This window comes from Candidatus Tisiphia endosymbiont of Xenochironomus xenolabis (genome assembly GCF_964264705.1).
Taxonomy (GTDB): Bacteria; Pseudomonadota; Alphaproteobacteria; order Rickettsiales; family Rickettsiaceae; genus Tisiphia.
Genome location: NZ_OZ183473.1, coordinates 704,943 through 730,689, shown reverse-complemented (window position 1 = coordinate 730,689; position 25,747 = coordinate 704,943). Strand labels below are relative to the sequence as shown.

General features: G+C 33.7%; 18 protein-coding genes and 1 pseudogene. 11 read left to right on the top strand and 8 right to left on the bottom strand.

All coding sequences use genetic code 11. The features are described from left to right. Positions 1-42 precede the first annotated feature (42 nt). A complete protein-coding gene (metG, locus tag ACFELY_RS03600) occupies positions 43-1,599 on the top strand; it encodes a methionine--tRNA ligase (protein ID WP_375333661.1) in 1,557 nt (518 codons plus the stop codon). Next, the gene (locus ACFELY_RS03595) at positions 1,583-2,083 is read left to right on the top strand and encodes a methylated-DNA--[protein]-cysteine S-methyltransferase (protein ID WP_341759513.1); all 501 of its coding nucleotides are present in this window, start codon (positions 1,583-1,585) and stop codon (positions 2,081-2,083) included. The genes metG and ACFELY_RS03595 overlap by 17 nt, the downstream gene beginning before the upstream one ends. Positions 2,084-2,137: 54 nt before the next feature. On the opposite strand, the gene ACFELY_RS03590 is transcribed toward ACFELY_RS03595, so the two are convergent. The 7 genes from ACFELY_RS03590 to lepA all read right to left on the bottom strand — a co-directional run bounded on the left by ACFELY_RS03590 (position 2,138) and on the right by lepA (position 13,218). Then, complete coding sequence (locus ACFELY_RS03590; protein WP_375333660.1) at positions 2,138-2,803, bottom strand: ABC transporter ATP-binding protein; 666 nt, start codon at positions 2,801-2,803, stop codon at positions 2,138-2,140. After that, positions 2,796-4,043 carry a lipoprotein-releasing ABC transporter permease subunit gene (locus ACFELY_RS03585; RefSeq protein WP_375333659.1) on the bottom strand — a complete coding sequence of 416 codons (1,248 nt, stop codon included), beginning with the start codon at positions 4,041-4,043 and terminating at the stop codon, positions 2,796-2,798. The genes ACFELY_RS03590 and ACFELY_RS03585 overlap by 8 nt, the downstream gene beginning before the upstream one ends. Positions 4,044-4,045: 2 nt before the next feature. Further along, entirely contained in the window at positions 4,046-5,218 is a 1,173-nt protein-coding gene (locus tag ACFELY_RS03580; RefSeq protein ID WP_375333658.1) for an MFS transporter, read from the bottom strand. Positions 5,219-6,024: 806 nt separating this feature from the next. Beyond that, on the bottom strand, positions 6,025-7,293 hold the full coding sequence (locus ACFELY_RS03575; protein ID WP_375333657.1) for an MFS transporter: 1,269 nt from the start codon (positions 7,291-7,293) through the stop codon (positions 6,025-6,027). Positions 7,294-7,305: 12 nt separating this feature from the next. Further along, positions 7,306-9,120 (bottom strand): aspartate--tRNA ligase, encoded by a 1,815-nt coding sequence (aspS, locus tag ACFELY_RS03570; protein ID WP_375333656.1) that lies wholly within the window; start codon positions 9,118-9,120, stop codon positions 7,306-7,308. Between the two features lie 108 nt (positions 9,121-9,228). Then, a complete protein-coding gene (locus tag ACFELY_RS03565; protein WP_375333655.1) occupies positions 9,229-11,205 on the bottom strand; it encodes a UvrD-helicase domain-containing protein in 1,977 nt (658 codons plus the stop codon). A gap of 210 nt (positions 11,206-11,415) precedes the next feature. Then, complete coding sequence (gene lepA / locus ACFELY_RS03560) at positions 11,416-13,218, bottom strand: translation elongation factor 4 (RefSeq protein ID WP_375330058.1); 1,803 nt, start codon at positions 13,216-13,218, stop codon at positions 11,416-11,418. A gap of 194 nt (positions 13,219-13,412) precedes the next feature. Here lepA and prfB point away from each other — a divergent pair. From prfB to ACFELY_RS03520, 8 genes and pseudogenes are all read left to right on the top strand, one after another. Further along, positions 13,413-14,517 (top strand): peptide chain release factor 2 gene (prfB, locus tag ACFELY_RS03555; RefSeq protein ID WP_375333654.1). Its coding sequence is split into 2 segments (ribosomal slippage): positions 13,413-13,481 and positions 13,483-14,517, totalling 1,104 coding nucleotides; the frame shifts between segments, so codons are not numbered across the junction. A 298-nt stretch (positions 14,518-14,815) separates the two neighbouring features. Then, a complete protein-coding gene (locus tag ACFELY_RS03550; protein WP_341759906.1) occupies positions 14,816-16,330 on the top strand; it encodes an Npt1/Npt2 family nucleotide transporter in 1,515 nt (504 codons plus the stop codon). Between the two features lie 19 nt (positions 16,331-16,349). Then, positions 16,350-17,147, top strand: a pseudogene (gene blaOXA / locus ACFELY_RS03545) (class D beta-lactamase). 262 nt (positions 17,148-17,409) lie between these two features. Further along, positions 17,410-18,900: a hypothetical protein gene (locus tag ACFELY_RS03540; protein ID WP_375333653.1), complete on the top strand. Its 1,491-nt coding sequence runs from the start codon at positions 17,410-17,412 to the stop codon at positions 18,898-18,900. Positions 18,901-18,903: 3 nt separating this feature from the next. Continuing rightward, a complete protein-coding gene (locus ACFELY_RS03535; protein ID WP_375333652.1) occupies positions 18,904-19,083 on the top strand; it encodes a hypothetical protein in 180 nt (59 codons plus the stop codon). 400 nt (positions 19,084-19,483) lie between these two features. Beyond that, positions 19,484-20,416, top strand: a complete 933-nt coding sequence (locus ACFELY_RS03530; protein ID WP_094648722.1) for an AEC family transporter — start codon at positions 19,484-19,486, stop codon at positions 20,414-20,416. 36 nt (positions 20,417-20,452) lie between these two features. Further along, positions 20,453-22,723: an NADP-dependent malic enzyme gene (locus ACFELY_RS03525; protein ID WP_375333651.1), complete on the top strand. Its 2,271-nt coding sequence runs from the start codon at positions 20,453-20,455 to the stop codon at positions 22,721-22,723. Between the two features lie 586 nt (positions 22,724-23,309). After that, positions 23,310-24,005: an outer membrane protein gene (locus ACFELY_RS03520; protein ID WP_375333650.1), complete on the top strand. Its 696-nt coding sequence runs from the start codon at positions 23,310-23,312 to the stop codon at positions 24,003-24,005. A gap of 120 nt (positions 24,006-24,125) precedes the next feature. Here ACFELY_RS03520 and rpiB read toward each other — a convergent pair whose 3' ends face one another. Next, the gene (gene rpiB / locus ACFELY_RS03515; RefSeq protein WP_094649443.1) at positions 24,126-24,560 is read right to left on the bottom strand and encodes a ribose 5-phosphate isomerase B; all 435 of its coding nucleotides are present in this window, start codon (positions 24,558-24,560) and stop codon (positions 24,126-24,128) included. A 92-nt stretch (positions 24,561-24,652) separates the two neighbouring features. On the opposite strand from rpiB, the gene ACFELY_RS03510 reads away from it, so the two are divergent. Then, positions 24,653-25,567: a LysM peptidoglycan-binding domain-containing M23 family metallopeptidase gene (locus ACFELY_RS03510; RefSeq protein ID WP_341759525.1), complete on the top strand. Its 915-nt coding sequence runs from the start codon at positions 24,653-24,655 to the stop codon at positions 25,565-25,567. The last annotated feature ends 180 nt before the right edge of the window (positions 25,568-25,747 follow it).

The window sequence follows — 25,747 nt, the reverse complement described above, 5'->3', positions numbered from 1 at the left end:
TAATTAATTATAACAAATTTATGTTATTATAAATTGACCATTATGAAAAATACATATTACATTACTACACCGATTTATTATGTCAATGATATACCTCACATAGGGCATGCTTATACAAGTGTTGCATCTGATGTAATAGCAAGATTTATGCGTTTATCAGGTAAAGATGTGATGTTTTTAACAGGTACTGATGAACATGGTCAGAAGGTAGAAAAATCGGCTATTGCCAAAAATGTTGAGCCGCAAATATTTACTGATACGTTGTCTGAAACTTTTCGGACATTAATGCATTCAATGAACATTTCTAATAATGATTTTATTAGAACCACAGAAGCTAGGCATAAGCAAGCGGTAAGTAGTTTGTGGCAGACATTACTTGATAATGGTGATATTTACCTAGGTAGCTATAAAGGTTGGTATTCTGTACGTGACGAAACATTTTATAATGAATCAGAATTAACAGCCGACGGATTAGCTCCAACTCAAGCTCCTGTTGAATGGCTTGAAGAACCAAGTTACTTTTTTTCTTTATCAAAATGGCAAGATAAATTATTGGATTTTTACGATGCCAATCCTGATTTCATCAGACCAAATACCAGGCGTAACGAGGTTATTAGCTTTGTGAAATCAGGGCTGCTTGATTTTTCTATATCGCGTTCTAGCTTTAACTGGGGGATTAAAGTGCCAAATGATAAACAGCATATAATATATGTATGGCTTGATGCGTTAACAAACTATATTTCAGCTTTAGGATACCCAAATGATACAAGCCAATATAATAAATTTTGGCCAGCTGATGTGCATGTGGTTGGTAAAGATATATTGCGTTTTCATGCAGTATACTGGCCAGCATTTTTGATGGCAGCAGGATTGCCGCTGCCAAAATGTATTATGGCACATGGATGGTGGCTTAATGAGGGACAAAAAATATCGAAATCTATAGGAAATGTAATTGACCCACTGCAGTTAATAAAAGAATTTGGTTTAGACCCAGTTAGATATTATTTGATGAGAGAGATAATATTTGGCTCAGATGGAAGTTATTCTCGAAGTGGTTTTGTTAATAGAACCAATAGTGAGTTATCTAATAAAATTGGTAATTTGTTGCAAAGAACTCTAGCCTTTGTTTATAAGAATAATGATGCAAAAATTCCGTTAATTAGCCAAGAATCTATCAATAGCATTTATGAATCATTTTTAATTAAAACGTCACAACAAATTATATCAGAAAATTTAATATTTATGGATAGATTTGATATGAACTCGGTGTTAGAAAATATTATTACTTTAACTGAAGAAGCAAATATTTACATAGATCGAGAAGCCCCTTGGCAGTTAAAAAAAACTGATCCTATAAAGATGGCAGAGGTGTTATATACGCTACTTGAAACACTAAGATATATTGCTGTAATGTTACAACCATTTATCCCTGATTCAGCTAGTAAAATGCTTGATCAGCTTGCTGTGCCAGAGGACCAGAGAATGTTTAAACATTTAACCAAGGAGTTTAGTTTAACTCCAGGCAGCATCATTAGTCAGCCAGAAGCTATATTTCCAAGATTTCAGGAGATATTTAGTACAAATGACCAAAATATATAGATATATAGATTTACCAATTACTCTAACATCTTCAAATCATTTGAGGATGTTATTGATAGCGGATGGCAACTTCTTAACAGGTTTATATTTTGTTGGGCAGAGACACATGCCAATTTTAAGCAGTGATTATCATGAGCAGCAAAATTCTAGCATATTTGAGCAAATTTACCAAGAATTAATAGAATACATAAATGGTGCTAGAAAGGAATTTACCATAGCTTACCGTTTCACTGGAACTAATTTCCAAGAAAAGGTATGGTCCACCATCTCTACTATCCATTATGGTAGAGTGATAAGCTACAAGAATATTGCGGATTTAATATTTGCTCCTAAAGCTGTACGTGCAGTAGCAAATGCTGTAGCACGTAATGCTCTGTCAATCATAGTGCCATGTCATAGAATTATAGGTACTGATGGCAAACTAACTGGCTACGCTGGGGGGCTTGATCTCAAGAAGAAACTTTTAGAACTAGAAAAAAGTTAAGTGTTATTAGCTAATAGACACCAGTTTGCTATAGATAAATACTTATCAGGTTAGCTATAGCAATTCACCATATTTTAATTGATACACTCTATGCATTTTACTTGCCATTTCATGATTATGAGTTACCACAATAATAGAAGTATTCTTTTGATTAACAGTTTTGAGTAATAAGTTAAAAACCTCATTAGCTGTATTAGGATCTAGATTACCGGTAGGTTCATCAGCTAAAATAATTTGAGGATTATTAATTAAACTACGGGCAATAGCTACTCTTTGTTGTTCGCCACCAGATAACTCACCCGGCATGTTATGTATTTTATTAGCCAGCCCTAACTCTACTAGCAACTCTTCTGCTTCCCTGAAAGCGGATTTACGATTATTACCAGCAATCAATTTTGGCATTGCTACATTCTCTAAGGCAGTAAAATCTTTGAGTAAATGATGTCGTTGATAGATAAAACCTATATTATGCAATCTTATTATATGATCATAATTCTGGGAATAATTTATTGAATTTATTTCTACCACACCACTATTCGGGGTATCAAGTAAACCAGCTATATGCAGTAAAGTTGACTTACCACTACCAGAAGAACCTATTATGGCAACTAATTCTCCTTGCATTACAGTTAAGTTAACATTACTTAATACTTCAACAATAGATTTTCCCTGCTGATATTTTTTAGAAATATTTTTTAATGTTAATACAGCTTTATTCATAACGAAGGGCATCCACAGGATTCAATTTAGCAGCTTTATATGCCGGATAAATTGTTGCACAAAAACATAAAACTATAGAAATACTTGCCACTAATGTTATATCTTCTATTTTTACCTTCGATGGTAGACTATATAAATAATAAATTGCTGCTTCAAAAATTTTAGTACCAGTTATTTTTTCCAAAATATTTTTAATAGACTGAATATTATAAGCAAAGCTTGTACCCAATATTATACCTAAAACAGTACCTGGTACACCGATAAACATGCCGTTACAAATAAAAATAAGCATAATCTGCCGAGTACTTGCACCAATAGTACGCAGCACTGCAATATCTGAGGTTTTGTCTTTAACCAACATAAACAAACTAGAAACGATGTTAAAGGCTGCTACCATAATAATTAAGGAAAGAATAGTAAACATTGCTACTCTTTCAACAGCTAAAGCATTTAGAAACTGTAGATGCGATTTTTGCCAACTTATCACTCGTAATTTTGAGCCTAAAATATTTTGTATCTCCCAAGCATAAATTCCCGCGTTACTCGGTTCTATTGTTATTACCTCGATTAGATTAATAACTTCACCAAAAGACAAGAAATTTTGTGCGGCAATAAGCGGCATTAAAATAGTTGCCGCATCATAATCATATGCACCGCTAGTGAAAGTAGCCACAACCATGAACTCTTTAGATCTAGGCATACTACCAAAGGCAGTAGAAATTGAATTAGGAGAAATTAATTTTATTTTGTCTCCTGCTTGAATTCCTAGGTTATAAGCAAGTTCATTACCAATTGCCACCACATCTTTACCAGAAAAATCAGCAAAATCTCCGGTATTAACATTTTGTAAAATCTGATTTTTATATTTTAGTTCACTTAAATCTATACCTTTAATTACCGCACCACTATTTGCTCTGTTACCTAGGGCTAGAGCTTGACCCACAACGCTTGGAGAAATATGTTTTATATAATTTTTACTAAGTAACTTTTTGTTAATTTCATCATAATTTGCTATAAAACGTGATAATGGGGTTATGCTAATGTCACCATTAAGCCCAATAATGTTTTTAGTTAATTCATAATGAAAACCGTTCATAACGGACATGACCACGATCAATGCGGCAACGCCAATGGTTACACCGATCAAAGAAAAACCAGAAATAATAGAAACAAATTTCTCATTCTTCTTGGCTCTAAAATATCGGGCTGCTACTTTTAGAATAAAATTATTTTTTATCATTATTATAATTCAGATTCATTAAAAATCTTATCTTCTTGCAATAGTTTATAACAGAAAATCAATGCTATGACTATAGTGATACACATAACAATTGCTAATGATGTAAAATTACCCTGATAAAAATAGCTAGCCAATTGCAAACATGTTGCTGTAATAATCAATCTTCCTGAGGTAAATATAGCACTAAACCTGGCTTTAGCATTTGGTATGCTATCTAATGCAAGAGGTAATAATATATTACAAGGAAATATGCTACCAATTGCCACTAATTGTACTACTATTGTTATTGTTAATGGATCATTAGTTTTAAGTATAATCAAAATTATAGCAGCAATTATAAAAGCTACCAGTGCTGCAATACTAAAGAAAAAACATTTTTTCTGTCCAAACTTGTTTAATAAATAGCCATTGCTAAAACTAAAAGCTGAAAATATTGCTGCCAATGCTCCTTGATATAGACCAAATTGTTGAATAGGTACCCCTAAATCTCGCATATACAAGATAGGGGCAATACCAATAAACACCCAATAACTTTGAAATAAAAAAATCAGAGTTATTAGATAATAGATAGCTTTTTTAGACTTAAAGACTACGCTATATTCTCTTAGGGATATTTTTACATTATCATTTGCCTGCCCTTTGGGAATAAATAATATGCCGATTATCAAACACAAGACTCCCAATATTAACAGTATAGCAAAATTCCCTCGCCAACTAAGCAAAAAATTTACATAACTTCCTACTAACGGGGCAAAAGCCATAGCTAAGCTAATAGTACCATTTAAAGTACCCACCATTCGTTGTTGTTGTTCGACCGAATATATATCAGCAAGTACTAGATAGCAAAGCACTGCTACTCCAGATATACCAGCCCCTTGCAGGAATCTACCAAATAATATCATATAATAATCGATGGCAAACAGACAAAATACACTGCCAATCACAAATATTACAAGACCTATAAGAATAATTACTCTTCTACCAAACCTATCTCCTAAATTTCCAACAATTAGAGCTGTGAAACAATGGGCTATAAGATTTATTCCTAGTAAAAATTCGACCTTAAAAGTAGAAATATTAAAGGTATCTTGTAAATCTGGAAAACTAGGGACAAATAAATCTACCTCAGCCCCAACCAAAATTTCCATAATTATAATAGCAATAAACAAATTCATGCAAACACACTTTTGAATTTAAAAATGAATATATATTATATTTGAAACATGTCTAATAGTTTTCAACTTATTATTTAGATTATGTTCACGCGACTTATCTTCCAGATGGAGAGGAGTAAAAATTATGCTACGAGACGGGATTAGTATGCGGCACAATGTCTAAAAAATTAAATTTTCTTTACTGACTACATGTTATCATTTGCAGATTTTGTCATTTGGGGCATTTTGAAATCAAATAAATTGAACAAATCTTGCTGAGACTGTGTTAATTTTGGTAATCTTGCAACGACACAACCTTTTATATTGTAATATAAAAAACATACTTTATCCAAGTCTCTTATCGCTTCCTCAATCGCATAACAACCATCAAAGACAAACCATTCTTTCTTCTTATCCTGGTCAATTTCAACTACTATTTGGTTACTGTCTAATTTTAGGTTGATAAATTTATCTATTCGTCATTCTTTAGCAATTTTTTGAATATTATTTAAACCAATTTTTTGTTTTGCTCGCTTATGGGTTGATACAGATATATTACGCTCTTCTACCTTTGTAATCAGTTTTTCAATTCTGTTATTCCTATCAAATTCAAGTTTTCGGGCTATAGAACCATTTTTTCTTAAAATATATCTTTTACATGACTACAAATCCTATAACAAAATCCCTATAAACCTCTTTACCCTCACATTCTTAGCACTTTTCTATCTCGAAGATAAGTCGCGTCACCGCAAAGCGGCTCCTCGCAATGACGTCTTGTACTTTAACTTTTTTCCGTGAACGCTCACAAATTACTTGAATATGCATAGTTACAAACTAATACCAGTCAACTTGATTTTTCTTTTATAATCTTTCTCAAAACGCCTTACCATCAAATAGGCTAATATCACAAAGAAAATAAGATATATGATGGGGAATAATTTAAAGTTTAGATATCTCATTAATACTAGACATACATAATTTGCACTGCCAGACATCAACATTGCCCCCATAGTATGACCAAGACTTATTGCCCGGTAGCGATCATTAACAGCAAAAGCTTTTATCATAGTACCATGGGCAAGAGCATTGAAAGGGGCAACAAAACATGCAAGCATTAAACAAGAACCTAAAGCCAAATTAACCATTTGATAATTAACCGAAATAATAAATAATAAACTAGCTACAAGTGTACCAAATAGACTGATCTTAAACACTATCATTTGATTAAATCGATCAGCAAATAAGCCAGAAATAGGCATAGCAATTGCAAAACACACAGTTATCAGAACTGAAAAAACACTCATAATGAAACTAGTTTGTGGTAGAATCATAGGCAAATATTGTTTCATAAAGGTAATAGGTAGTTGATGTGCCACTCCAAATCCACCAGCAAGAAATACTACCATCAAAATGATTCGCCACTGTTTGCTAACTAAAGCAGCTAGGCTTTGAACCCTTATTCCATTTGCTTGATTTTTCTTAAATTCCGGTGTTTCATCTAATTTACGACGGAAATATAGAGTAACTAAAGCTAAAGGTAAACTAATTAAGAAAGGAATACGCCAACCCCAATCTGGAAAAATATGGGAACTAAAAAAATTGCTTGCCCCAATTCCTAGTAATAAGCCTAAAACTCCAGTACAACGAGTTATCGCCGAAGCGGTATATCGATATTTCTCCCCTAAATGTTCGATAACATAAATAGCTGCTCCGTCATATTCTCCAGCTACAAAAATACCTTGCATAATACGACACAAAACCAGAATTACCGTACTCCAAACCCCAATAGACGAGTAGTCTGGCAAACATCCTATAATCATAGTAGGTATCACAATTCCTATTATAGTAATAGTTAACGCCGTCTTACGCCCATAAATATCCCCTATACGTCCAAAAATTAGCGAACCAATAGGTTTTGAGAGATATGCCATCGCATAAACAGCAAAAGCATTTATTAGACTAGTTATATAATCAGTATTTGGAAAAAATTTAACAGCAATAATTCCAGCAGAAAAACCGTATAAACTATAGTCGTAATATTCAACGATTGTTCCTAGGAATGCTCCTATAATTTTATTTTTTGTTTTTTCTTTCACTTTTCATCTTATTTAAGCTCCTTCAGCTAGCAATTTATTTCTGACTGAAGGAGATAAGTTAATATTAAGCTCTTTTAAAGCTTTTTCATCAATATAATCAGGAGCATTCATCAATAAATCTTCCGCCTGTTGATTTAGTGGAAAAGCTATCACCTCTCTAATATTGGTTGAATCGGTTAATAACATAACGATTCTATCTATGCCAGGGGCTATTCCACCATGTGGCGGAGCACCAAATTTAAACGCTCTGATCATTCCGCCAAATCTTTTATCAACAATTTCTGGAGGGTATCCAGCAATCTCAAAAGCTTTATACATTATTTCCGGTTTATGATTTCTAATTGCTCCACTAGATAATTCAATACCATTACAAACAATATCATATTGATATGCTTTAATAGCAAGTAGATCATCTATTGTTTTAGCTGATTCTAATATCTCCATACCACCTTGGGGCATAGAAAATGGATTATGGCTAAAATCTATTTTTTTAGTTTGCTCATTTAATTCATAAAATGGGAAATCTATTATCCAACAAAACTCAAAACAATCTTTTTTAAGTAAAGCTAAATCCTCGCCTAATTTAGTTCGAATCTTACCAGCAAGTTTAGAGGCTTTATCAACTTTATCACAGGTAAAGAAGACAGTGTCACCATTTTGTAGATTTGCTAAAGACTTTAAATTTAATAGTTGCTCCTCTGTTAAAAATTTAACAATAGGTCCTTTAACTTGTCCATCTTCTAGAAACTGGATGTAACCAAGCCCACTTGCCCCCTCGGAAATTGCAAATTCTGCCATTTTGTCAAAGAAGCTTCTCGGTAAAGTAGAAGTTTTAGGAGCTGGTACCGCTCTTACAACATAGCCATTTTTTATATTTTCTTTAAAGATAGTAAAATTAGACTCTCTAAATAATTCGGTAACATCGGCAATGATTAGCGGATTTCTAAGGTCTGGCTTATCAGTACCATATTTTAACATTGCTTCTTCATATGGAATTTGGACAAAAGGGGTATTTGATACTGTCTTATCAGAAAATTTGCTAAATATTTCATACATCACCGGTTCAATAGTATTAAATATATCTTCCTGCGTAACAAAAGACATTTCTATATCCAATTGATAAAATTCACCTGGCGATCTATCAGCTCTTGCATCCTCATCTCTAAAACAAGGAGCTATCTGAAAATAACGATCAAATCCTGATACCATAAGCAATTGTTTGAATTGCTGAGGAGCTTGCGGTAAAGCATAAAATTTCCCAGGGTGTAATCGGCTGGGTACTAAGAAGTCCCTAGCCCCTTCTGGTGAACTGGCAGTTAAGATTGGTGTTTGAAATTCAGTAAAACCACCCTGCGTCATAATCTGACGTAGATGAGCAATAATTTGCGATCTTAGCATAATGTTATTATGCAACTTTTCACGCCTAAGATCTAGGAAACGATATTTTAGCCTAGTTTCTTCGGGAGAAATTTGTTCAGAATTCACCAATAATGGTAAAGCTTCGGCATTAGACTCAATTATAAACTCACTTACCAATATTTCAATTTTACCGGTCGTTAATGAATCATTTATTGTGTCATCAAGCCTTGCTACTACTTCACCAACAATAGTTATAACCGATTCATACCTTAACCGACTAGCAGCATCCATTAAACTTGGGTCTTGATCAGTAAATACTAATTGGCTGATACCAAAATGATCCCTAAGATCAATAAATACCAAATTACCATGATCCCTTCTTCTATGTACCCAGCCAGATAATTTTACTCTTTTTCCGACATCACTCAATCGCAATTCATTACAATTATGCGTTCTATATTTATGCATTTTACTCAACATATTTATTCTGTTTCTACCCTTCCTAATATAACAATATATCATAAAAATCAACTACACTAATAGATATATGCAAATTATTTGAGTATATATTAAAGATTAAAAAGAAAATTTGTGTTTTGTACCAAGGTAATTAAGTTGTTTGGTTGAAGAAGTTCTAACGCAAACATTATCCGGTATTTCCCTAAGAAATCTAGAAGGAGATGCTCTAATTATTTCATGAAACATAAAACGACTTTCGGCATAAGTAATATACAGCTCTTTCTTCGCTCTAGTAATACCAACATAAGCAATTCTCCGCTCTTCTTCTAAACCTTTCTCTCCATCTTCATTTAGTGATCTTTGATGTGGAAAAACCCCCTCTTCCCAACCGGGCAAAAAAACTAAATCAAATTCAAGACCTTTGGCAGCATGTAGAGTCATAATGCTAATAGAGCCGCCAAAATTTGATTCTAATGCTTCATTTTCCATTACCAAACTAGAATGTTCGATAAAGTCCTGAATATTATCAAATTCTGCAATTGCTCTAAGCATCTCATTAATGTTTTCAATTCTGCCAAGTGCCTCGTCAGTTTTTTCTTCTTGTAACATTGCCAGATAACCTGATTCTTCTAATAAAACCTTTGTCACATTAAGTGGCGGTTCAGCTTGATATCGTAAATTCCAATTATCTATGTTAGTAATCAACTTATTTAAACTATCTTTAACTTTATTTTTAACAGCTCCTTCTTGTAACATTTGACGAATAGCAACAAGAATAGATATATTATATTCAACTGCATAATCTTTTATTTGTTTTAATGTAGTATTGCCAATAGCTCTCCTTGGAACATTTATTATACGTTCAAGAGCCAGATTATCACTATCATTCAAAGTGATACGTATGTAGGCAAGTAAGTCACGTATTTCCATCCGTTCATAAAACTTAAGACCACCGATTATTTTATATGGTAATGCATTACTAATAAGAACTTCTTCAAATGCTCTAGTTTGAAAACCAGCTCTAACTAATATTGCAACTAACCCAGCATTATACTTACCTTCTGTAACTAATTTGTCAATTTCAGATACAACAAATCTTGCTTCTTCTTTATCGTTCCAACAAGATATAATTTTGACTTTTTGTCCATCATTTTTATCAGTCCACAAGGTTTTACCATGACGATTCTTGTTATTGTCAATTACACTGGATGCCGCTGATAAAATTTCTGAACTAGACCTATAATTTTGTTCTAATTTTATTACTGTAGCATCTGGAAAATCCTTTTCAAAACGTAATATATTACCAATTTCCGCACCACGCCAACCATATATAGATTGATCATCATCGCCAACGCAACAAATATTCTTTGTGCTACTCGCAAGCATCCTAGCCCAAAGATATTGGACAGCGTTGGTATCTTGATATTCATCAATTAAAATATATTGATATCGTTCCTGATAATGCTTTAATATTGCAGGATTTTTTATAAATAACTCATTATTGTATAGCAGCAAATCTCCAAAATCCACCACGTTAGATGCTAATAAATTTTGCTGATACTCGTCATAGATAGATTTAGCCACTTTATGAATCGGTAACTTAATGTCAGATTCCGAAAGTTTACACGGCAATAATCCTTGATCCTTCCAACGTGAGATAATAATATGCAATACTTTAGGAACATATTTTTTGGGGTCTATATTTTCTTGCTTAACTATGTCTTTAACCAATTTAAGCTGATCATCATGACTAATAATAGTAAATCTACTGTTTAAGTTAAGATTCAAATGATCTGCTTGTTGGCGTAAAATCTTGGCTGCTATAGAATGAAAGGTACCTATGTTCAACCCATAACAATCAATCATTTTACTGATTCGATCTTGCATTTCTCTAGCAGCTTTATTGGTAAAAGTAACTGCTAAAATATTGCTAGGTGACGCTAAACCCTGGTTAATTATGTTGGCTATTCTTGTTGTTAATACTTTAGTTTTACCAGTCCCTGCTCCAGCAAGTACAAGAAGAGGTCCATGTGCATGTAAAGCCGCTGCTAGTTGTTGGTGATTTAATGAATCTAGAAAGCTTTGTTGTGTCATTATCTAATGCCAATGGAAATGTTAATGTTCGCACTCACGTTAGGTATATTTAGCATGCTTTTCACTTGTTTGTTGTTCTCATTTGCAGGATTATTGAGTATATAGTTTTTTATCCTGAGCTTAATCCACAACAAAATATTCTAGCACATTAATCCTTTAACATCAAATATTAATACTTTTTCATTCTTTAGATTTACCCAAACCATGTCATCACTCATCTCCTATTCTAAGAGCAGCTATAAAAGCCGATTGCGGAATTTCAACATTACCAATATTACGCATACGTTTTTTGCCAGCTTTTTGCTTTTCCAATAATTTACGTTTACGAGTTATATCTCCACCATAGCATTTAGATAAAACATCTTTACGCATTGCTTTAACGGTTTCTCTAGCGATTATTCTGCTACCAATAGCAGCTTGAATAGCGATCTGAAATAATTGCCTTGGGATTAAATCGCTAAGGCGTTTACACAATTCTCGACCACGATATTCTGATCGTGATCGATGTACTATAGTAGATAGAGCATCAACTGGCTCGCTATTAACCAAAATAGATAATTTTACCAAATCACTTTCCTCATAACCATCCATTTCCCAATCAAAGCTAGCATAGCCTTTTGTGTAACTTTTTAACTTATCGTAAAAATCAAATACTATCTCATTTAACGGTAATCGGTAAATTACCATAGCCCTACCACCGACATAAGTTAATTCAATTTGTACTCCTCTTTTATCAGTACACAAAGATAAAACATTACCTAAAAACTCATCTGGCACTAATATTGTTGACTTAACCCAAGGCTCTAACATTGATTCTATATTTTGAGTAACAGGTAAGTCAGCCGGATTATGTATTTCTAATTGATGTCCATCACGCATATTAATCTTATAAACCACACTAGGAGCAGTAGTTATCATATCAAGATCAAATTCACGCTCCAGTCTTTCTTGCACTATTTCAAGATGTAGTAACCCCAAGAAACCGCAGCGAAATCCTAATCCTAAGGCAGTTGAACTTTCTGCTTCAAATTCAAAGCTAGCATCGTTAAGCCTTAATTTAGCTAAAGAATCTTTTAGATGCTCAAATTGTGAAGCGTCTGAAGGATATAATCCACAAAATACTACCGGTAAATGTGGCTTAAAACCAGGCAAAGGCTCCTTACAAGGTCTTTTTTCATCAGTTATTGTGTCACCAACTTTACAGTCGACAACTTGCTTGATTGAAGCAGTAAAAAACCCTATTTCTCCTGAATATAAAATATCTGATATATGTTTCTTAGGAGTAAAATACCCAACATTCTCAACATTATAACTACAATTGCTAGCCATCATCCTAATACGCATATTTTTGCGTAAAGTTCCATCGATAACTCTAACCAAAATTACTACTCCTAGGTAAGAATCGTACCAACTATCAACCAATAATGCCTTTAAAATATCTGTTTGATTAGTTGCAGGACAGGGTAGTCTATTAACAATTGCTTCAAGTACTTCTTCTATTCCTATACCACTCTTTGCCGAAATCAATAATGCATCGCTTGCATCTATACCAATTACGTCCTCTATTTGTTGTTTGACTTTATCAGGATCAGCGGCTGGTAGATCAATTTTATTGAGTACAGGAACAATTTCATGCTTATTATCAATCGCTTGATAAACATTTGCGAGAGTTTGTGCCTCAACACCCTGGCTACTATCTACCACTAATAATGAGCCTTCACAAGCAGCGAGTGACCTACTAACCTCATAAGAAAAATCCACATGACCAGGAGTATCCATTAGGTTTAGATAATAGGTATTACCATCTTTGGCTTTATAAACTAATCTAACAGTCTGTGCTTTGATAGTAATTCCCCTCTCTTTTTCTATGTCCATTGAGTCAAGTACCTGCTGACTCATTTCTCGAGCTACCAATCCTCCACAATATTCAATTAACCTGTCTGCTAAAGTAGACTTACCATGATCAATATGAGCGATGATTGAAAAATTTCTGATAAACTTTTGATTATTCATTGTATATGCGATATAATGTTAAAATTAGAAAAATGCTAACCCGACTCATCATTGCAAAAAGTAGCGAAGCTCGAACGAAACGATCCAATTTAATAAATAGTGGATTGCCACGACCTAACTTACGTGATCTCGCAATGACGTCGGTTTATCTTATCTTTATATAGTAAAATTCCATTTTATAGTAGGAAATAATAGTGCGTGCTGAAATTGAACATTATGTAAAAAAAATCGAACAGTCTTTAGAGCTGCTCAGGAGGTCACTTTGATTTTGATAACGCAACCAAAAGGCTTGTAGAGCTGGAAAATATATCAGAAGATCCAACTTTGTGGGATAATCAAGAAAAGGCTCAAAATATTCTGAAAGAAAAAAGACTTCTAGAGACTAAGCTTAATTCGTTTAAACAACTTCAATCTAATCTTACGGAATGTTTAGAACTTGAGGAGTTGGCGTTTGCCGAAAATGACCAGCAAGTTCTAGAACAAGTTCAAGAAGATTTAAGAAAGCTATCTATTATTGCCGGAAAATTTGAGACTGAATGCTTATTTTCTGGGGAATTTGACAGTAATAATTGTTTTCTTGAAATCAATGCTGGAGCTGGCGGTACAGAGAGTCATGATTGGGCATCAATTATGATGCGTATGTATTTGCGTTTCGCGGAAAGACAGGGTTTTAAAAGCGAAGTTATTCATCTTATTAACGGTGAAGAAGCAGGAATAAAATCATGTACTATTAAAATTGATGGCTACCAAGCATATGGTTGGTTTCGAACAGAATCAGGAGTGCACCGTTTAGTACGGATATCGCCTTTTAATGCAGCGGGCAAAAGGATGACTAGCTTTGCTAGTAGTTGGGTATATCCAGAAATTGATGATAGTATTGCAATTGTAATAGATGAAAAAGACCTTAGAATTGATACTTACCGTTCTTCCGGAGCTGGGGGACAACACGTAAACACTACTGATTCTGCCGTAAGGATTACCCACTTACCTACTAATATCGTAACACAGTGCCAAAATGATAGATCACAGCATAAGAACAAAGCACAGGCTATGAAAATGCTTAAAGCAAGGCTTTATGAACTAGAGTTAAAAAAACGTACGGAGGATATTCAAGAACAGAATGCATCAAAAACTGAGAATGGCTGGGGACATCAAATAAGATCTTATGTATTGCAACCTTATCAAATGGTTAAGGATTTACGTACCAATCATGAGACTTCTGATACTAAAGGTGTACTTGACGGAGATTTAGAAAAATTTGTTTCAGCTAGCCTATCAATTAGTGTTGGTAATATATAACCTCTCCGTCATTGCAAGGAGACCGTAAGGTCGACGCGGCAATCCAAACAAGTGACCAGATGGATTGCTTCTTGGCTTACACCTTCTCACTAATAGACGTCTTGTACTTTACTTTTTTTCTTAAGTTGATGCCTACGTACCGTTATACGAACTTACAAAACCATAATTAGAACTGCTGATTAATAAATATTCTTCTTGACTCACAAGACAAAAAACTTTAGTATAAGGTCCTAGCCAAGTAATAAGTAGGTTAGGGCCGTATATGGCAGTCATTTCTAAAATTTTTTCGTATCTTTCTATAACTCACAATACATCACCCACCTCAAAATTAACAAATAGATTGTCGGAATATGTTTTTCCTATCGAAAGGCAGGAATTATCTAAATTTCTATATGTAACATTATTGATGTTCTGTATTTTATTTATACAAAATATTATTAGAGCCTTAAAAGATAGTCTGATTAATACCATGATTGGTACCGAAACTGTATCATTCCTTAAATTTTGGGGGGTTTTGCCTTCGGCATTTTTGCTATCGATAATCTATGTAAAATTAGTAAATAAGATGAAGGGTGAACATATCTTCTACCTTATATTATCAATTTTTCTACTATTTTTCGCCTTATTTGCCTTTTATATTTTCCCTAATCATCTAGCATTCCATTTGAGTAGTGAGCATGCTGGCATTTTAATAAAGTCTTATCCGAATTTGAAATGGTTTATATTACTTTTATCTAATTGGAGTTTCTCTCTGTTCTATATTATAGCAGAATTATGGCCGAGCGTAATATTTGCATTACTTTTTTGGCAATTTGTTAATAATATAACCTCGGTGGAACAATCTAAAAGATTCTATCCTTTATTTGGTCTTTTTGCTCAAACGGGACTTTATATATCAGGTAAGTTTTTAGAAAATTTAGCTTATTTAAATCAATTTTTAATTAAAAAATTTGACTTACAACATACAGAGTCCGAACTTTCAGTACAAATCATATTAGGTTGCGTACTGGTACTTGGCTCAATAGCATTAGCAACTTTTTGGATACTGAATCATAAAATATTAGATAAAGCTCAAGTAGAAAAATTGCAATTTTCTGTCAAGAAACGATCACTAACTCTTACAGAAAGTTTTAAAATGATTATTGCTTCAAGATATATTAGGCTAATTGCTACACTACTTGTCTGTTATGGTATAGCTATAAATTTAGTTGAAGGACCTTGGAAAGCGTCAGTTTCAAAGATTTATAAAACACCTACGGAATTTGCTGCTTTTGTTGGCAATTATCTAAGTATCACTGGCATATTTACCATCTTATTTGTTCTTCTCGGCTCTAATATTGTAAGAAGGTTGGGCTGGTTTGCCGCAGCAATTATAACGCCAATAATAGTCTTTATAACTGGCATGCTATTTTTCTTAGTATCTAACTTTGATGGGTTTTCTGCTATAATAGTGGTTAGCTTTATGATAACTGATCCTTCTCTGATTGCTATTACAATGGGAATAGTCAACAATACTCTAAGTAAATCAAGTAAATATATTTTATTTGACTCTACAAAAGAAATGTCATATGTTCCTCTAGATACCGAACTTAAGACAAAAGGTAAGGCAGCTGCCGATGTAATTGGTACTAAGCTTGGAAAGTCAACAAGTGCCCTTCTCCAATCTTTAATATTTATTATTTTGCCTTGTGCAACTTACCAATCTATTTCTATATATTTAATGATAGTATTTGGTGTAATATGTATCATATGGATTTGGGTGATTAGAGAATTGAATAAAGAATACACTAAGCTTTGTAAGGTTTCTAATTGATCTATATCTTAAGGTAACAATGAAAAAAATAACTTTATTTTTAAGTATTTTATTATTATTTAGTACTTCAGCACTAGCAGAGACAAAATGCTTTTTAGCTAAAGAAAATAATAAAATCATCAAACAACAAGGTGATTGTAAATCACGTCATGCTCCTTGCTCTACGTTCAAAATTGCCATTAGTCTGATGGAATATAACGAAGGATTACTGATTGATGAAACTCACCCTGAGTTACCATTTAAAAAAGGTTATATAGATTGGCTTGATCGATGGAAACAACCTCATAATCCCAGTCTTTAGATGAAGAATAGTTGTGTGTGGTATTCGCAAATTTTAACGCAAAAACTTGGAATGAGTAAATTCCAAGAATATGTTACAAAATTTAACTATGGAAGTCAGGATGTTTCAGGTGATAAAGGTAAGGATAATGGATTAACAAATTCATGGCTATCTAGTTCATTGGAGATTTCACCTGAAGAGCAAGTCGTATTTTTACAAAATATTCTTGATAATAAGCTACCAGTAAGTTTGAAATCTCATGAAATGACAAAAAATATCCTATTTGTAGAGGATCTGCCAGGAGGCTGGAAGCTTTATGGAAAAACAGGTAATGGTTCCCAGCTTAGCAAAGATAGAATGCAGAAGCTAGCTCTCCAACAAGGGTGGTTTGTTGGCTGGATACAAAAAGATAATCGAATTATTGTATTTGCGAGTCATATTACAGATGACATTGAGCAAGATGCCTATGCAAACCTACGTGCTAAAGAAGAGGCAAAAGAAAAATTGATGCAAATAGTTCAACCCACCTATAAGTGATCTGTATGATTCACAGAACCTAATTGAATTTTATAGTTTCAATTTAATAGATATCAAACTAAAATATACAGCAAAATAGTCATCAAATTTTTATATTTATTCAATAAGCACAATAGTTTTAATTTAATTTGACAATGAGTTTTAAATGTATATACTGCATCATACAAACCGGACAAAACGGATTAAAGTCTAAATATAGGTGGGAAATGGTTAGTATTCTGTTTTCTAGTAACAATATTTTAAATTGATATGGAGTAAATTTATGGCGGGAATGAAAACAACTGAATCTAAATACGATGATGGAAAAAAAGACTTAATATTAGAAGCTTTAAAAGACGCATCTACTACAGAGAAAGGGTTAGTAGTAAATGGTGGAATCAACATTACTGACTCAATGTTAGAAAAAATAAGTTTTGAGGATATAGCCTATGCATTGAACCATAAAGAAGAATTTGCCGGACTTCTCAATGCAGTTGAGTCTATAAGTTGTAATTGGTTTAGTTCCCATATAACTAATTCTAATGAATTCGAAAATTTTGTTTTATCCTTTACTGATGATTCATCATTTAAACCAAAGTTTATAGAACTCCCCTACATAGAGAGTGATAATATTCTAGCTTTAAGTATAAAAACCGGAATAAATATTAGTAAGACACCTGAAAAAGATTCACAAAAGAAACTGTTAATTAAAGCATTCTATGATCAAATTAAAGAAAATAACGTTAATAACCTAACACAGGAAGAGTTAGATCAATTTGTTAAGAAGGCTTGTGATGAAGCTAAATCTACAGATGGCTTTTCTATGAAACATACACATGCTTTGCGTATTCTTAGTAAATTCGATTTCAGTAAAATTGATGAGGAATATTCTTGTATCCAAAAACAACTTACAAACTTATATGAAAAACAAGAAATAACATCTGAGTATTATCATTTGCAAGAAGAAAGTTTACATTTTTATTTAGATAAAGTTACCGGTAAAAATGCTGAAATGTGGCTAAAATACGCAAATGACTCAGAAATAGCACGTAAACATTATCATGGTGGTCATATTGGAATCAAAAACGCAGGGATTGGTATTACTGCTTTTATACCTATTATAGATTACCACGATCAAAATGATACATGGGTAGCGTTTGTTTCAAATAAACAACAAGACCTAAACAATATTGATCCCAAATCAATTGAAATGTCAGTTGCTATGGTGACATCGGAACACGCTCATTTTACTTCGCATGTCGGGATATCAAGGGGAACATTATACGAAGGAGCCTGGCATTCAAGTATTTCGCCTAAGCTTCATAGCTTCATTGCTGCTACCACTTTACAACATTATGGAAACAATATAGATACCTTAAATACTGTAAAAAAAGAGTATATGATAAATGTTCCAACTGTAGAAATGAGAGCAATATTGATTAAAGCATCTAAAGCTGCAGGACAAGAGGCAAATATTTTCATAGGAGATAATACTACAAAATGTAGTAACGAAACGTTAGAAGTTTTAACAAAGAGAGTTGAGGCTTGGAAAAAGCACATTGAGACTAGGAAAATTCTTGGTCAGAATGAAAGTGGCTATGAGACTTCTAATATCCAAAAAGCACAGCTTGCTTTAGATATAAAACAACAAGCACTGGAAAGAGAAGGTGTATCTGTACCTATAAAAGTTACAGAAGGGAAAGGTTATACGGAATATTTAAACTGGATTCTTCAAAACAAAGAAGGCAAAGTACTACATGATTTAAATCCTTAAGACATGGAGGGAGAATATGCTTGGTTTTTCAAAAGTGGCTGGTTGTGGAAGAGTATTGATGATTGTAATCCTGCAATAACATGTGATCTTGAAGCTCTAGCAGGTATGGGACATTTTGATACTAAGGTTGAACATGAATGTACAGTAGAAACGATTGGAGATAGCTATACATTAACTGAATAAAGATAGGCTATTTTCATCTAATCACTTTGGGAGTGTGGTAACATTTTGTTTGCAGAGCCTAGTGAGCGTTCACGGAAAAAAGTTAAAGTACAATACGTCTATTAGCAATAAGGCTTAAGCCAATAAGCAACCTAACCTCACAATCGTCTATTAGCGAGGAGCTACTTCAGTAGCGACGAAGCAATCCAAAAGTAATGGATTGCCACGACCACTACGTGGTCTCGCAATGACGGACAGCCTCCTACAACTTTAACGGGTTAACTTATATACGTCTTGATTTGCAATAAAACTCTGATATTATGCCAAGGTAGAAAGTTTAATCGTAACACATAATTTATAGCCTCTATAAATAATAATTGCTAATTACATAGCATTTGGTAATTGGGATAATCGTAGACTGATGAATGACATTTTCTCTAGTACATTACCTATTCTTTTGATTCCTTTGCTTGGTAGTATTATCAAAAGGAAATGGTTAACTTCTGAAGAATTTTGGAGGGGGATAGAAAAATTATCGTATTTCTTTCTTTTTCCTATCATGCTTTTCAATAGTATATCCGTAGCTGATTTAAATGCATCTTCTATAATAAGGCTGGTACTTGCATTAATCATCTCCTCTTCTATTATTGCTGTTGCTTTAATTATTTATCAGAAAAAAACCAACTTTGATAAAATTCAGTTTACTTCAACCTTTCAAGGGGCAGTACGTTATAATAATTATATCTTTTTTGGCGTTAGTAGTCCTCTTTTGGGGCAGGAAGGACTTGCTATAGTATCGGCGATTGCATCCTATATGATTATTTTTACCAATATCATATCAGTAATGATTTTCTCACATTATGTTCCTGATAGTTCTGTAGCTCAGAGTTCTAAAACTAGCTTTATATGGACACTTAAATTAATAGTACAAAATCCCTTGATTATCGCTAGTATTATTGGATTCCTTTTTAATTATTCTAATTTAGAATTACATCTTATCATAAAAAAAACCTTATCTACCCTATCTGATTCTGCTTTAGCTATAGGTATGCTTAATGTTGGAGCAGGTCTTAAATTCTTTATGCGTGGTACGATTCTGAAAAATGTATTATTTACTAGTTTTGTTAAGTTAGTGGCTTTTCCTATTGTTACAATAATAGTATTGTCATTAATGTCAATTACTGGTACTGCTAAATCAGTTGGGGTTCTATATAGTTGTTTACCATGTGCTAGTACCTCTTATGCTTTATCACGTCAGCTTGGTGGAGACCCAGAATCTATGGCATCAATTATTACTTTCACAACACTTTTTTCAATAGTTTCATTGTCAGTTCTGATGTGGATAAATATCTAATAGTAGAAAACTTGAAGTAATTAAGGAGTAACATTTATGGATGAAATGAATAAAATAAATTATCTCAAAGCCTTAGAATATCATAGCAATGGGAAACCAGGCAAAATTGCTATTGCTGCAACTAAGCCTTTGGATACTCAACAGGACTTGGCTTTGGCTTATACGCCAGGGGTAGCAGCACCATGTCTTGAAATTGCTAAGAATATAGATGACGTTTATAAATATACGGCTAGAGGTAACTTAGTTGCTGTAATAACTAACGGCACAGCCATTCTTGGTCTTGGTAATTTGGGGGCAGCTGCGTCAAAACCGGTAATGGAAGGAAAAGCTGTTTTATTCAAGAAATTTGCTGATATTGATTCTATTGATCTTGAAATAGATACTACTGATCCAGATGAGTTTATTAATGCCGTAAAATATCTTGGTTATAGTTTTGGCGGTATTAATTTAGAAGATATTAAATCTCCTGAATGTTTTATAATTGAGGAAAAATTAAAAAGCTGTATGCAGATACCAGTTTTTCATGATGATCAGCATGGAACGGCTATTATTGCTGCAGCAGGTCTTATTAATGCGGCATATATTACCAATCGTTCATTGGATAATTTAAAAATTGTAGTAAGTGGTGCAGGGGCGGCAGCGATTGCTTGTATTGAATTACTAATTGCTCTTAGTGTCGACAAAAAAAATGTTATACTATGTGATAAAATGGGGGTTGTTTACAAGGGTCGAAAAGAAGGGATGAATGAATGGAAGGAATTATACGCTGTCGAAACCGATTTGCGTACCATAAGTGATGCTATGAAATCAGCTGATGTATTCCTTGGTTTATCTTCTAAAGGTGCGGTATCAAAAGAAATGGTAGCTAGCATGGCTCAAAATCCCATTATTTTCCCGATGGCTAACCCAGACCCAGAAATTACTCCAGAGGATATACAGTCAGTTAGAAGTGATGCGATTATTGCTACAGGACGCTCTGATTACAATAATCAGCTTAATAATGTTATGGGATTCCCGTATATTTTTCGTGGAGCTTTAGATGTTAGAGCTACTACTATCAATCAGGAAATGAAAATAGCTGCAGCCCTTTCTTTAGCGGAGCTAGCAAGACAAGCTGTACCCGATGAAGTTTATAAAGCATATCCTGGTAGAAAAATGATTTTTGGTCCAGAGTATATAATTCCTGTGCCATTTGACCCAAGATTAATTACCACTGTTTCGATGGCAGTAGCTAAGGCAGCTATAGATAGTGGGGTTGCTAGAATTACAGATTTTGACTTCAAGAATTATGCAAAGGAATTGGAGAGCAGACTAAATCCTACCTCGCATTACATGAATCTGTTATTTGAAAGAATCCAACAATCAGTGCCTAAAAGAGTAGTCTTTGCTGAGGGCGAGGAGGAAGAGGTAATTAAGGCTGCTATTATTATGCGAGATGCTGGTTATGCTCACCCTATCCTAGTGGGTAGGTATGATAAAATATCTGCTGTTTTAAATAAAATAGGTATGAATTATGATTTAGATGGTATTACCGTAATGAATGCGGCTATTAACCAAAATCTTAATAAATATATAGATACTCTTTATAGCCAATTACAGCGTAAAGGGTATTTATACCGTGACTGTGCTAGACTTGTTAAAAGTGATAAAAATATATTCTCAGCTATCATGATAGCTTGCGGTGATGCAGATTGTATGGTTACTGGCGTAACAAAGAGCTATTATAATAGTTTAGAGGATATTATGAAGGTAATGGAACCCAAAAAGAATAATAGAATATTGGGATATTCTATTATGATTACCAAGGAACATAATATAATTATTGCTGATAATAGCGTGACTGAACTACCAAGTGAGCAAGATCTTGTAGAAATAACTTTGCAAACTGCCAGTATAGCAAGAAATATAGGAATGACGCCAAAGATTGCTTTACTTTCCTTCTCAACTTTTGGTAATCCAATGAGAGAAAAGGCAAATAGAGTAACGGAAGCTGTTAGAATCCTAGATAGGATGAATCTAGATTTTGAATATGATGGTGAAATGTCAGCTGATGTTGCTCTAAACCCCAATTTACGTAATTCATATAAGTTTTGTCGGTTATCAGGTTCCGCTAATGTCTTGATTATGCCTGGTTTGCATTCAGCTGCAATCTCAACACAACTATTACAAGAATTAGCCAGAGGTGTTTTTATCGGACCAATAATTAATGGTTTTGAATATCCGGTACAAATAGTACGAATGGGGGCATCAGCAAGTGAGATAACAAAAATTGCCACATTTGCTTGTATAGATGCAATAAACCTTTAGGAGGTTTAGTTTACCCGATATTGACGTCTATTAGCGAAACCACTTAGTACTCTCATCATTGTACATAGGTGTCAACTTAAGAAGTAGTAGTCGAAAAGGCGTCATTGCGAGCCACCTTAGGTGGCGTAGCAATCCATTCCTGATCATTTTTTGGATTACCGAGTCGCCGCAAAGTGGCTCCTCGCAATGACGGCATATTGCAAAGCTACTGCTTACAATGACGTAAGTTTGTTATATAGTCAATTCAGGAGAATTTGGGGCTAGGAACGATGGAGCGACGCCTAAAGTAATAGGCGAATGACGAGTGACAACGTCCCCAACTTCTCATCAATTGACTATAGGAAAATACTAATTGGATTAGCTATATAGATACTTTATATTGTGTTCTTATTGCCACAAATTATCGCAATAATATTATTGTTCAATGCTCATAGTAATTTTTTAAGTAGGCTGAAGACAAATATTATGCTATACACTTAAAGCTAGGTGACCTAAGTGGAATTTGAAAAGAATTTGTGTTTCACGGGTATTTATTTTAAGAGCCTATAAGGGATTCTTGTTTATTAATTTTTAAGGAGAAATATATATGAAAAAATTATTGTTAATTGCTGCTACTAGTACAACTCTTTTGACTTCTGCTGCATCATTTGCCGAAACAGGAGGGTTTTATCTTAAAGCCGAAGGCGGTGCAACTAGGTTGAATATGCTAAAATTTAAGATTGAAGATGCTAAGATTGGTGATGTTAAATTTAAACCCATTATTTCTGGTATTTTTGGTATTGGTGCTGGTTATTATATCATGGATAATGTTAGAGCAGAGCTGACAATTGACTTCCTCCTCCCAAATCCAGAATTTAAGAGTACTGTTACTACGAAGGTCTTAGATAAGGATGTATCTACAGAACTAACAAATAAAGAAGTCGTCAGATCATTATTGCTCAATGGTTATGTCGATTTATATGATGCAGGTATTGTTAAATTTTTTGCCGGAGCTGGTGTTGGTATGGCTCAAGTGCAACAGAAGATAACTACTACTGCAGACAAAGAATCAAACACTATGTCCTTTGAAACTGCTAATAATTTTGCTTATCAGTTGACTGCTGGTGCTTCTTTTAATGTGGCTGATGGCATAAACCTAGATCTTACCTATAGCTGGAGAGATTATGGAGAAGCAGGTGATGCAAAAAAAGATAAAGATAAGGACAAGAAAGACAAAGAAAAACCATCTAAAGCTGACATCAGAGGACATAACTTGATGGCTGGTATAAGATTTGATCTCTAATATAATAGTTTATCGATTCATTTCTTATTCTATAAAAGAAGGGGGCTTTTTAGCCCTCTTTTTTGTTATTTATTCATCATCATAAGTAAATTCGTGAACTCTCACATTAATTAGTGTCTCCTAGTTTATTTTTGATAATCTAGTACTATGTCTCCCACCTTCAAATTTAGTGGTTAAAAATTTATCGACCATTTGACATGCCAATTCTTCGTTTGGTATCTTAGCTCCTAGCACTATTATATTAGCGTCATTATGAGCCCTTGATCTTTCTGCCATAAATAAGTCAAAACATAAAGCAGCCCTTATGTCAGATGTACGATTTGCAGCAATTGACATACCTATACCAGTTCCACAAATTAAAATTCCTAAAGGAGCTCTATTTTCTAAAATTCCATCAACAACTTTTTTAGCATAGTCTGGATAATCGACTGCTTCTTGGTTATAAGTACCATAATCAAGGATAGATATATTTTTATTGTTTAAATAACTGATAATTTTATTCTTGAGTGAAAATCCTGAGTGATCACTGGCTATTAGAATGCTGTAAGTTTTCATAATTACGTAATCTTGGTAAAAAAAATACTAAAATTAATTGTACATTAAAGTTAGTTTATTGCATAATAAAATTGCAAATTTTTTGGTTAGTTATGAAAAACAATATATTTTTTATCTATTTTGTAATATTTATGATTTCTGGATGTGCTACTCAACTTCCAGCTCCTATTGAATATAATCGTGGAAAGAATTTTTCCCAAAAAGCTACAACTACAAAACCACCAACTACCACATATTCTGAAAATAATCATATATCAGAAAGTGATGAAGGCGAAATAATAGGTAGAGAGATTGACGAGAAAGAAAAAGAGTTTGATGCTCCAACTGGTTTCTTACAGGAACGCCATGCTATAAAGCCTCAAAATCAGGACGATATAATAATAGTCCCAAAAGTAAAACTAGATGATAATAAGATAATCTATCGTGAGGTTCAATCAGGAGAAACGTTAGAATCGATAGCCAATGAGTATGGTCAAACGGTTGAGCAATTAGCTGAGCTAAATAACATGTCTGCCCCATACCATCTTAGCAAATCTCAAATTATCATGATAAAAGTTAATACTGAGCTGTTAAATAAAAAAAATCAAGAAAGATCAATAAGAAAAAGCACTATAAGAGAAGCGGAAAATGCGACAAAATTTATCAAACCAATTGATGGTAAAATTACTATCAAATTTGGTGAACAAACATCTAAAGGAAAAAGCAAAGGGATTAATATTGCTGCAAAAGAAGGTGCTAATGTAAAATCTATTGCCTCAGGTAAAGTAATGTTTGCAGGCAATGATACAAAGTTTGGTAATTTACTAATAGTGCAATTAGATAACAGCGATCTTTATGTTGCTTATGCTCATTTACAAGACATAATTGTTCAAAAAGGAGCAACAGTGTCACAAGGAGAAGTAATAGGACATGTAGGGGGTACTGGAGATGCCGAATACCCTCAGCTGCATTTTGCTATTCGCCAGGGAAAGCTAGCTGTTGATCCGCTACAATATGTAAACTATTAGACCTCTTGCATAACCTAAAGATAATTGAGGAATTTTTAGGAAAAACGAAGTCGAGTACCGCAGCGTACTAAGATGTACGTGAGGAACGGAGACGAGTTTTGACAACAAAATTATAGTCAATTCAGGAGGATTTGGTGCTAGGAGCGATGGAGCGATGCCTATAAGTAATAGGCGAGCATT

Bases quoted from the DNA above. Each gene is read 5' to 3' on its own strand.
- metG (WP_375333661.1), top strand. From the start codon at position 43: ATGAAAAATACATATTACATTACTACACCGATTTATTATGTCAATGAT.
- ACFELY_RS03595 (WP_341759513.1), top strand. From the start codon at position 1,583: ATGACCAAAATATATAGATATATAGATTTACCAATTACTCTAACATCT.
- ACFELY_RS03590 (WP_375333660.1), bottom strand. From the start codon at position 2,803: ATGAATAAAGCTGTATTAACATTAAAAAATATTTCTAAAAAATATCAG.
- ACFELY_RS03585 (WP_375333659.1), bottom strand. From the start codon at position 4,043: ATGATAAAAAATAATTTTATTCTAAAAGTAGCAGCCCGATATTTTAGA.
- ACFELY_RS03580 (WP_375333658.1), bottom strand. From the start codon at position 5,218: ATGAATTTGTTTATTGCTATTATAATTATGGAAATTTTGGTTGGGGCT.
- aspS (WP_375333656.1), bottom strand. From the start codon at position 9,120: ATGCATAAATATAGAACGCATAATTGTAATGAATTGCGATTGAGTGAT.
- ACFELY_RS03565 (WP_375333655.1), bottom strand. From the start codon at position 11,205: ATGACACAACAAAGCTTTCTAGATTCATTAAATCACCAACAACTAGCA.
- lepA (WP_375330058.1), bottom strand. From the start codon at position 13,218: ATGAATAATCAAAAGTTTATCAGAAATTTTTCAATCATCGCTCATATT.
- ACFELY_RS03540 (WP_375333653.1), top strand. From the start codon at position 17,410: ATGGCGGGAATGAAAACAACTGAATCTAAATACGATGATGGAAAAAAA.
- ACFELY_RS03535 (WP_375333652.1), top strand. From the start codon at position 18,904: ATGGAGGGAGAATATGCTTGGTTTTTCAAAAGTGGCTGGTTGTGGAAG.
- ACFELY_RS03530 (WP_094648722.1), top strand. From the start codon at position 19,484: ATGAATGACATTTTCTCTAGTACATTACCTATTCTTTTGATTCCTTTG.
- ACFELY_RS03525 (WP_375333651.1), top strand. From the start codon at position 20,453: ATGGATGAAATGAATAAAATAAATTATCTCAAAGCCTTAGAATATCAT.
- ACFELY_RS03520 (WP_375333650.1), top strand. From the start codon at position 23,310: ATGAAAAAATTATTGTTAATTGCTGCTACTAGTACAACTCTTTTGACT.
- rpiB (WP_094649443.1), bottom strand. From the start codon at position 24,560: ATGAAAACTTACAGCATTCTAATAGCCAGTGATCACTCAGGATTTTCA.
- ACFELY_RS03510 (WP_341759525.1), top strand. From the start codon at position 24,653: ATGAAAAACAATATATTTTTTATCTATTTTGTAATATTTATGATTTCT.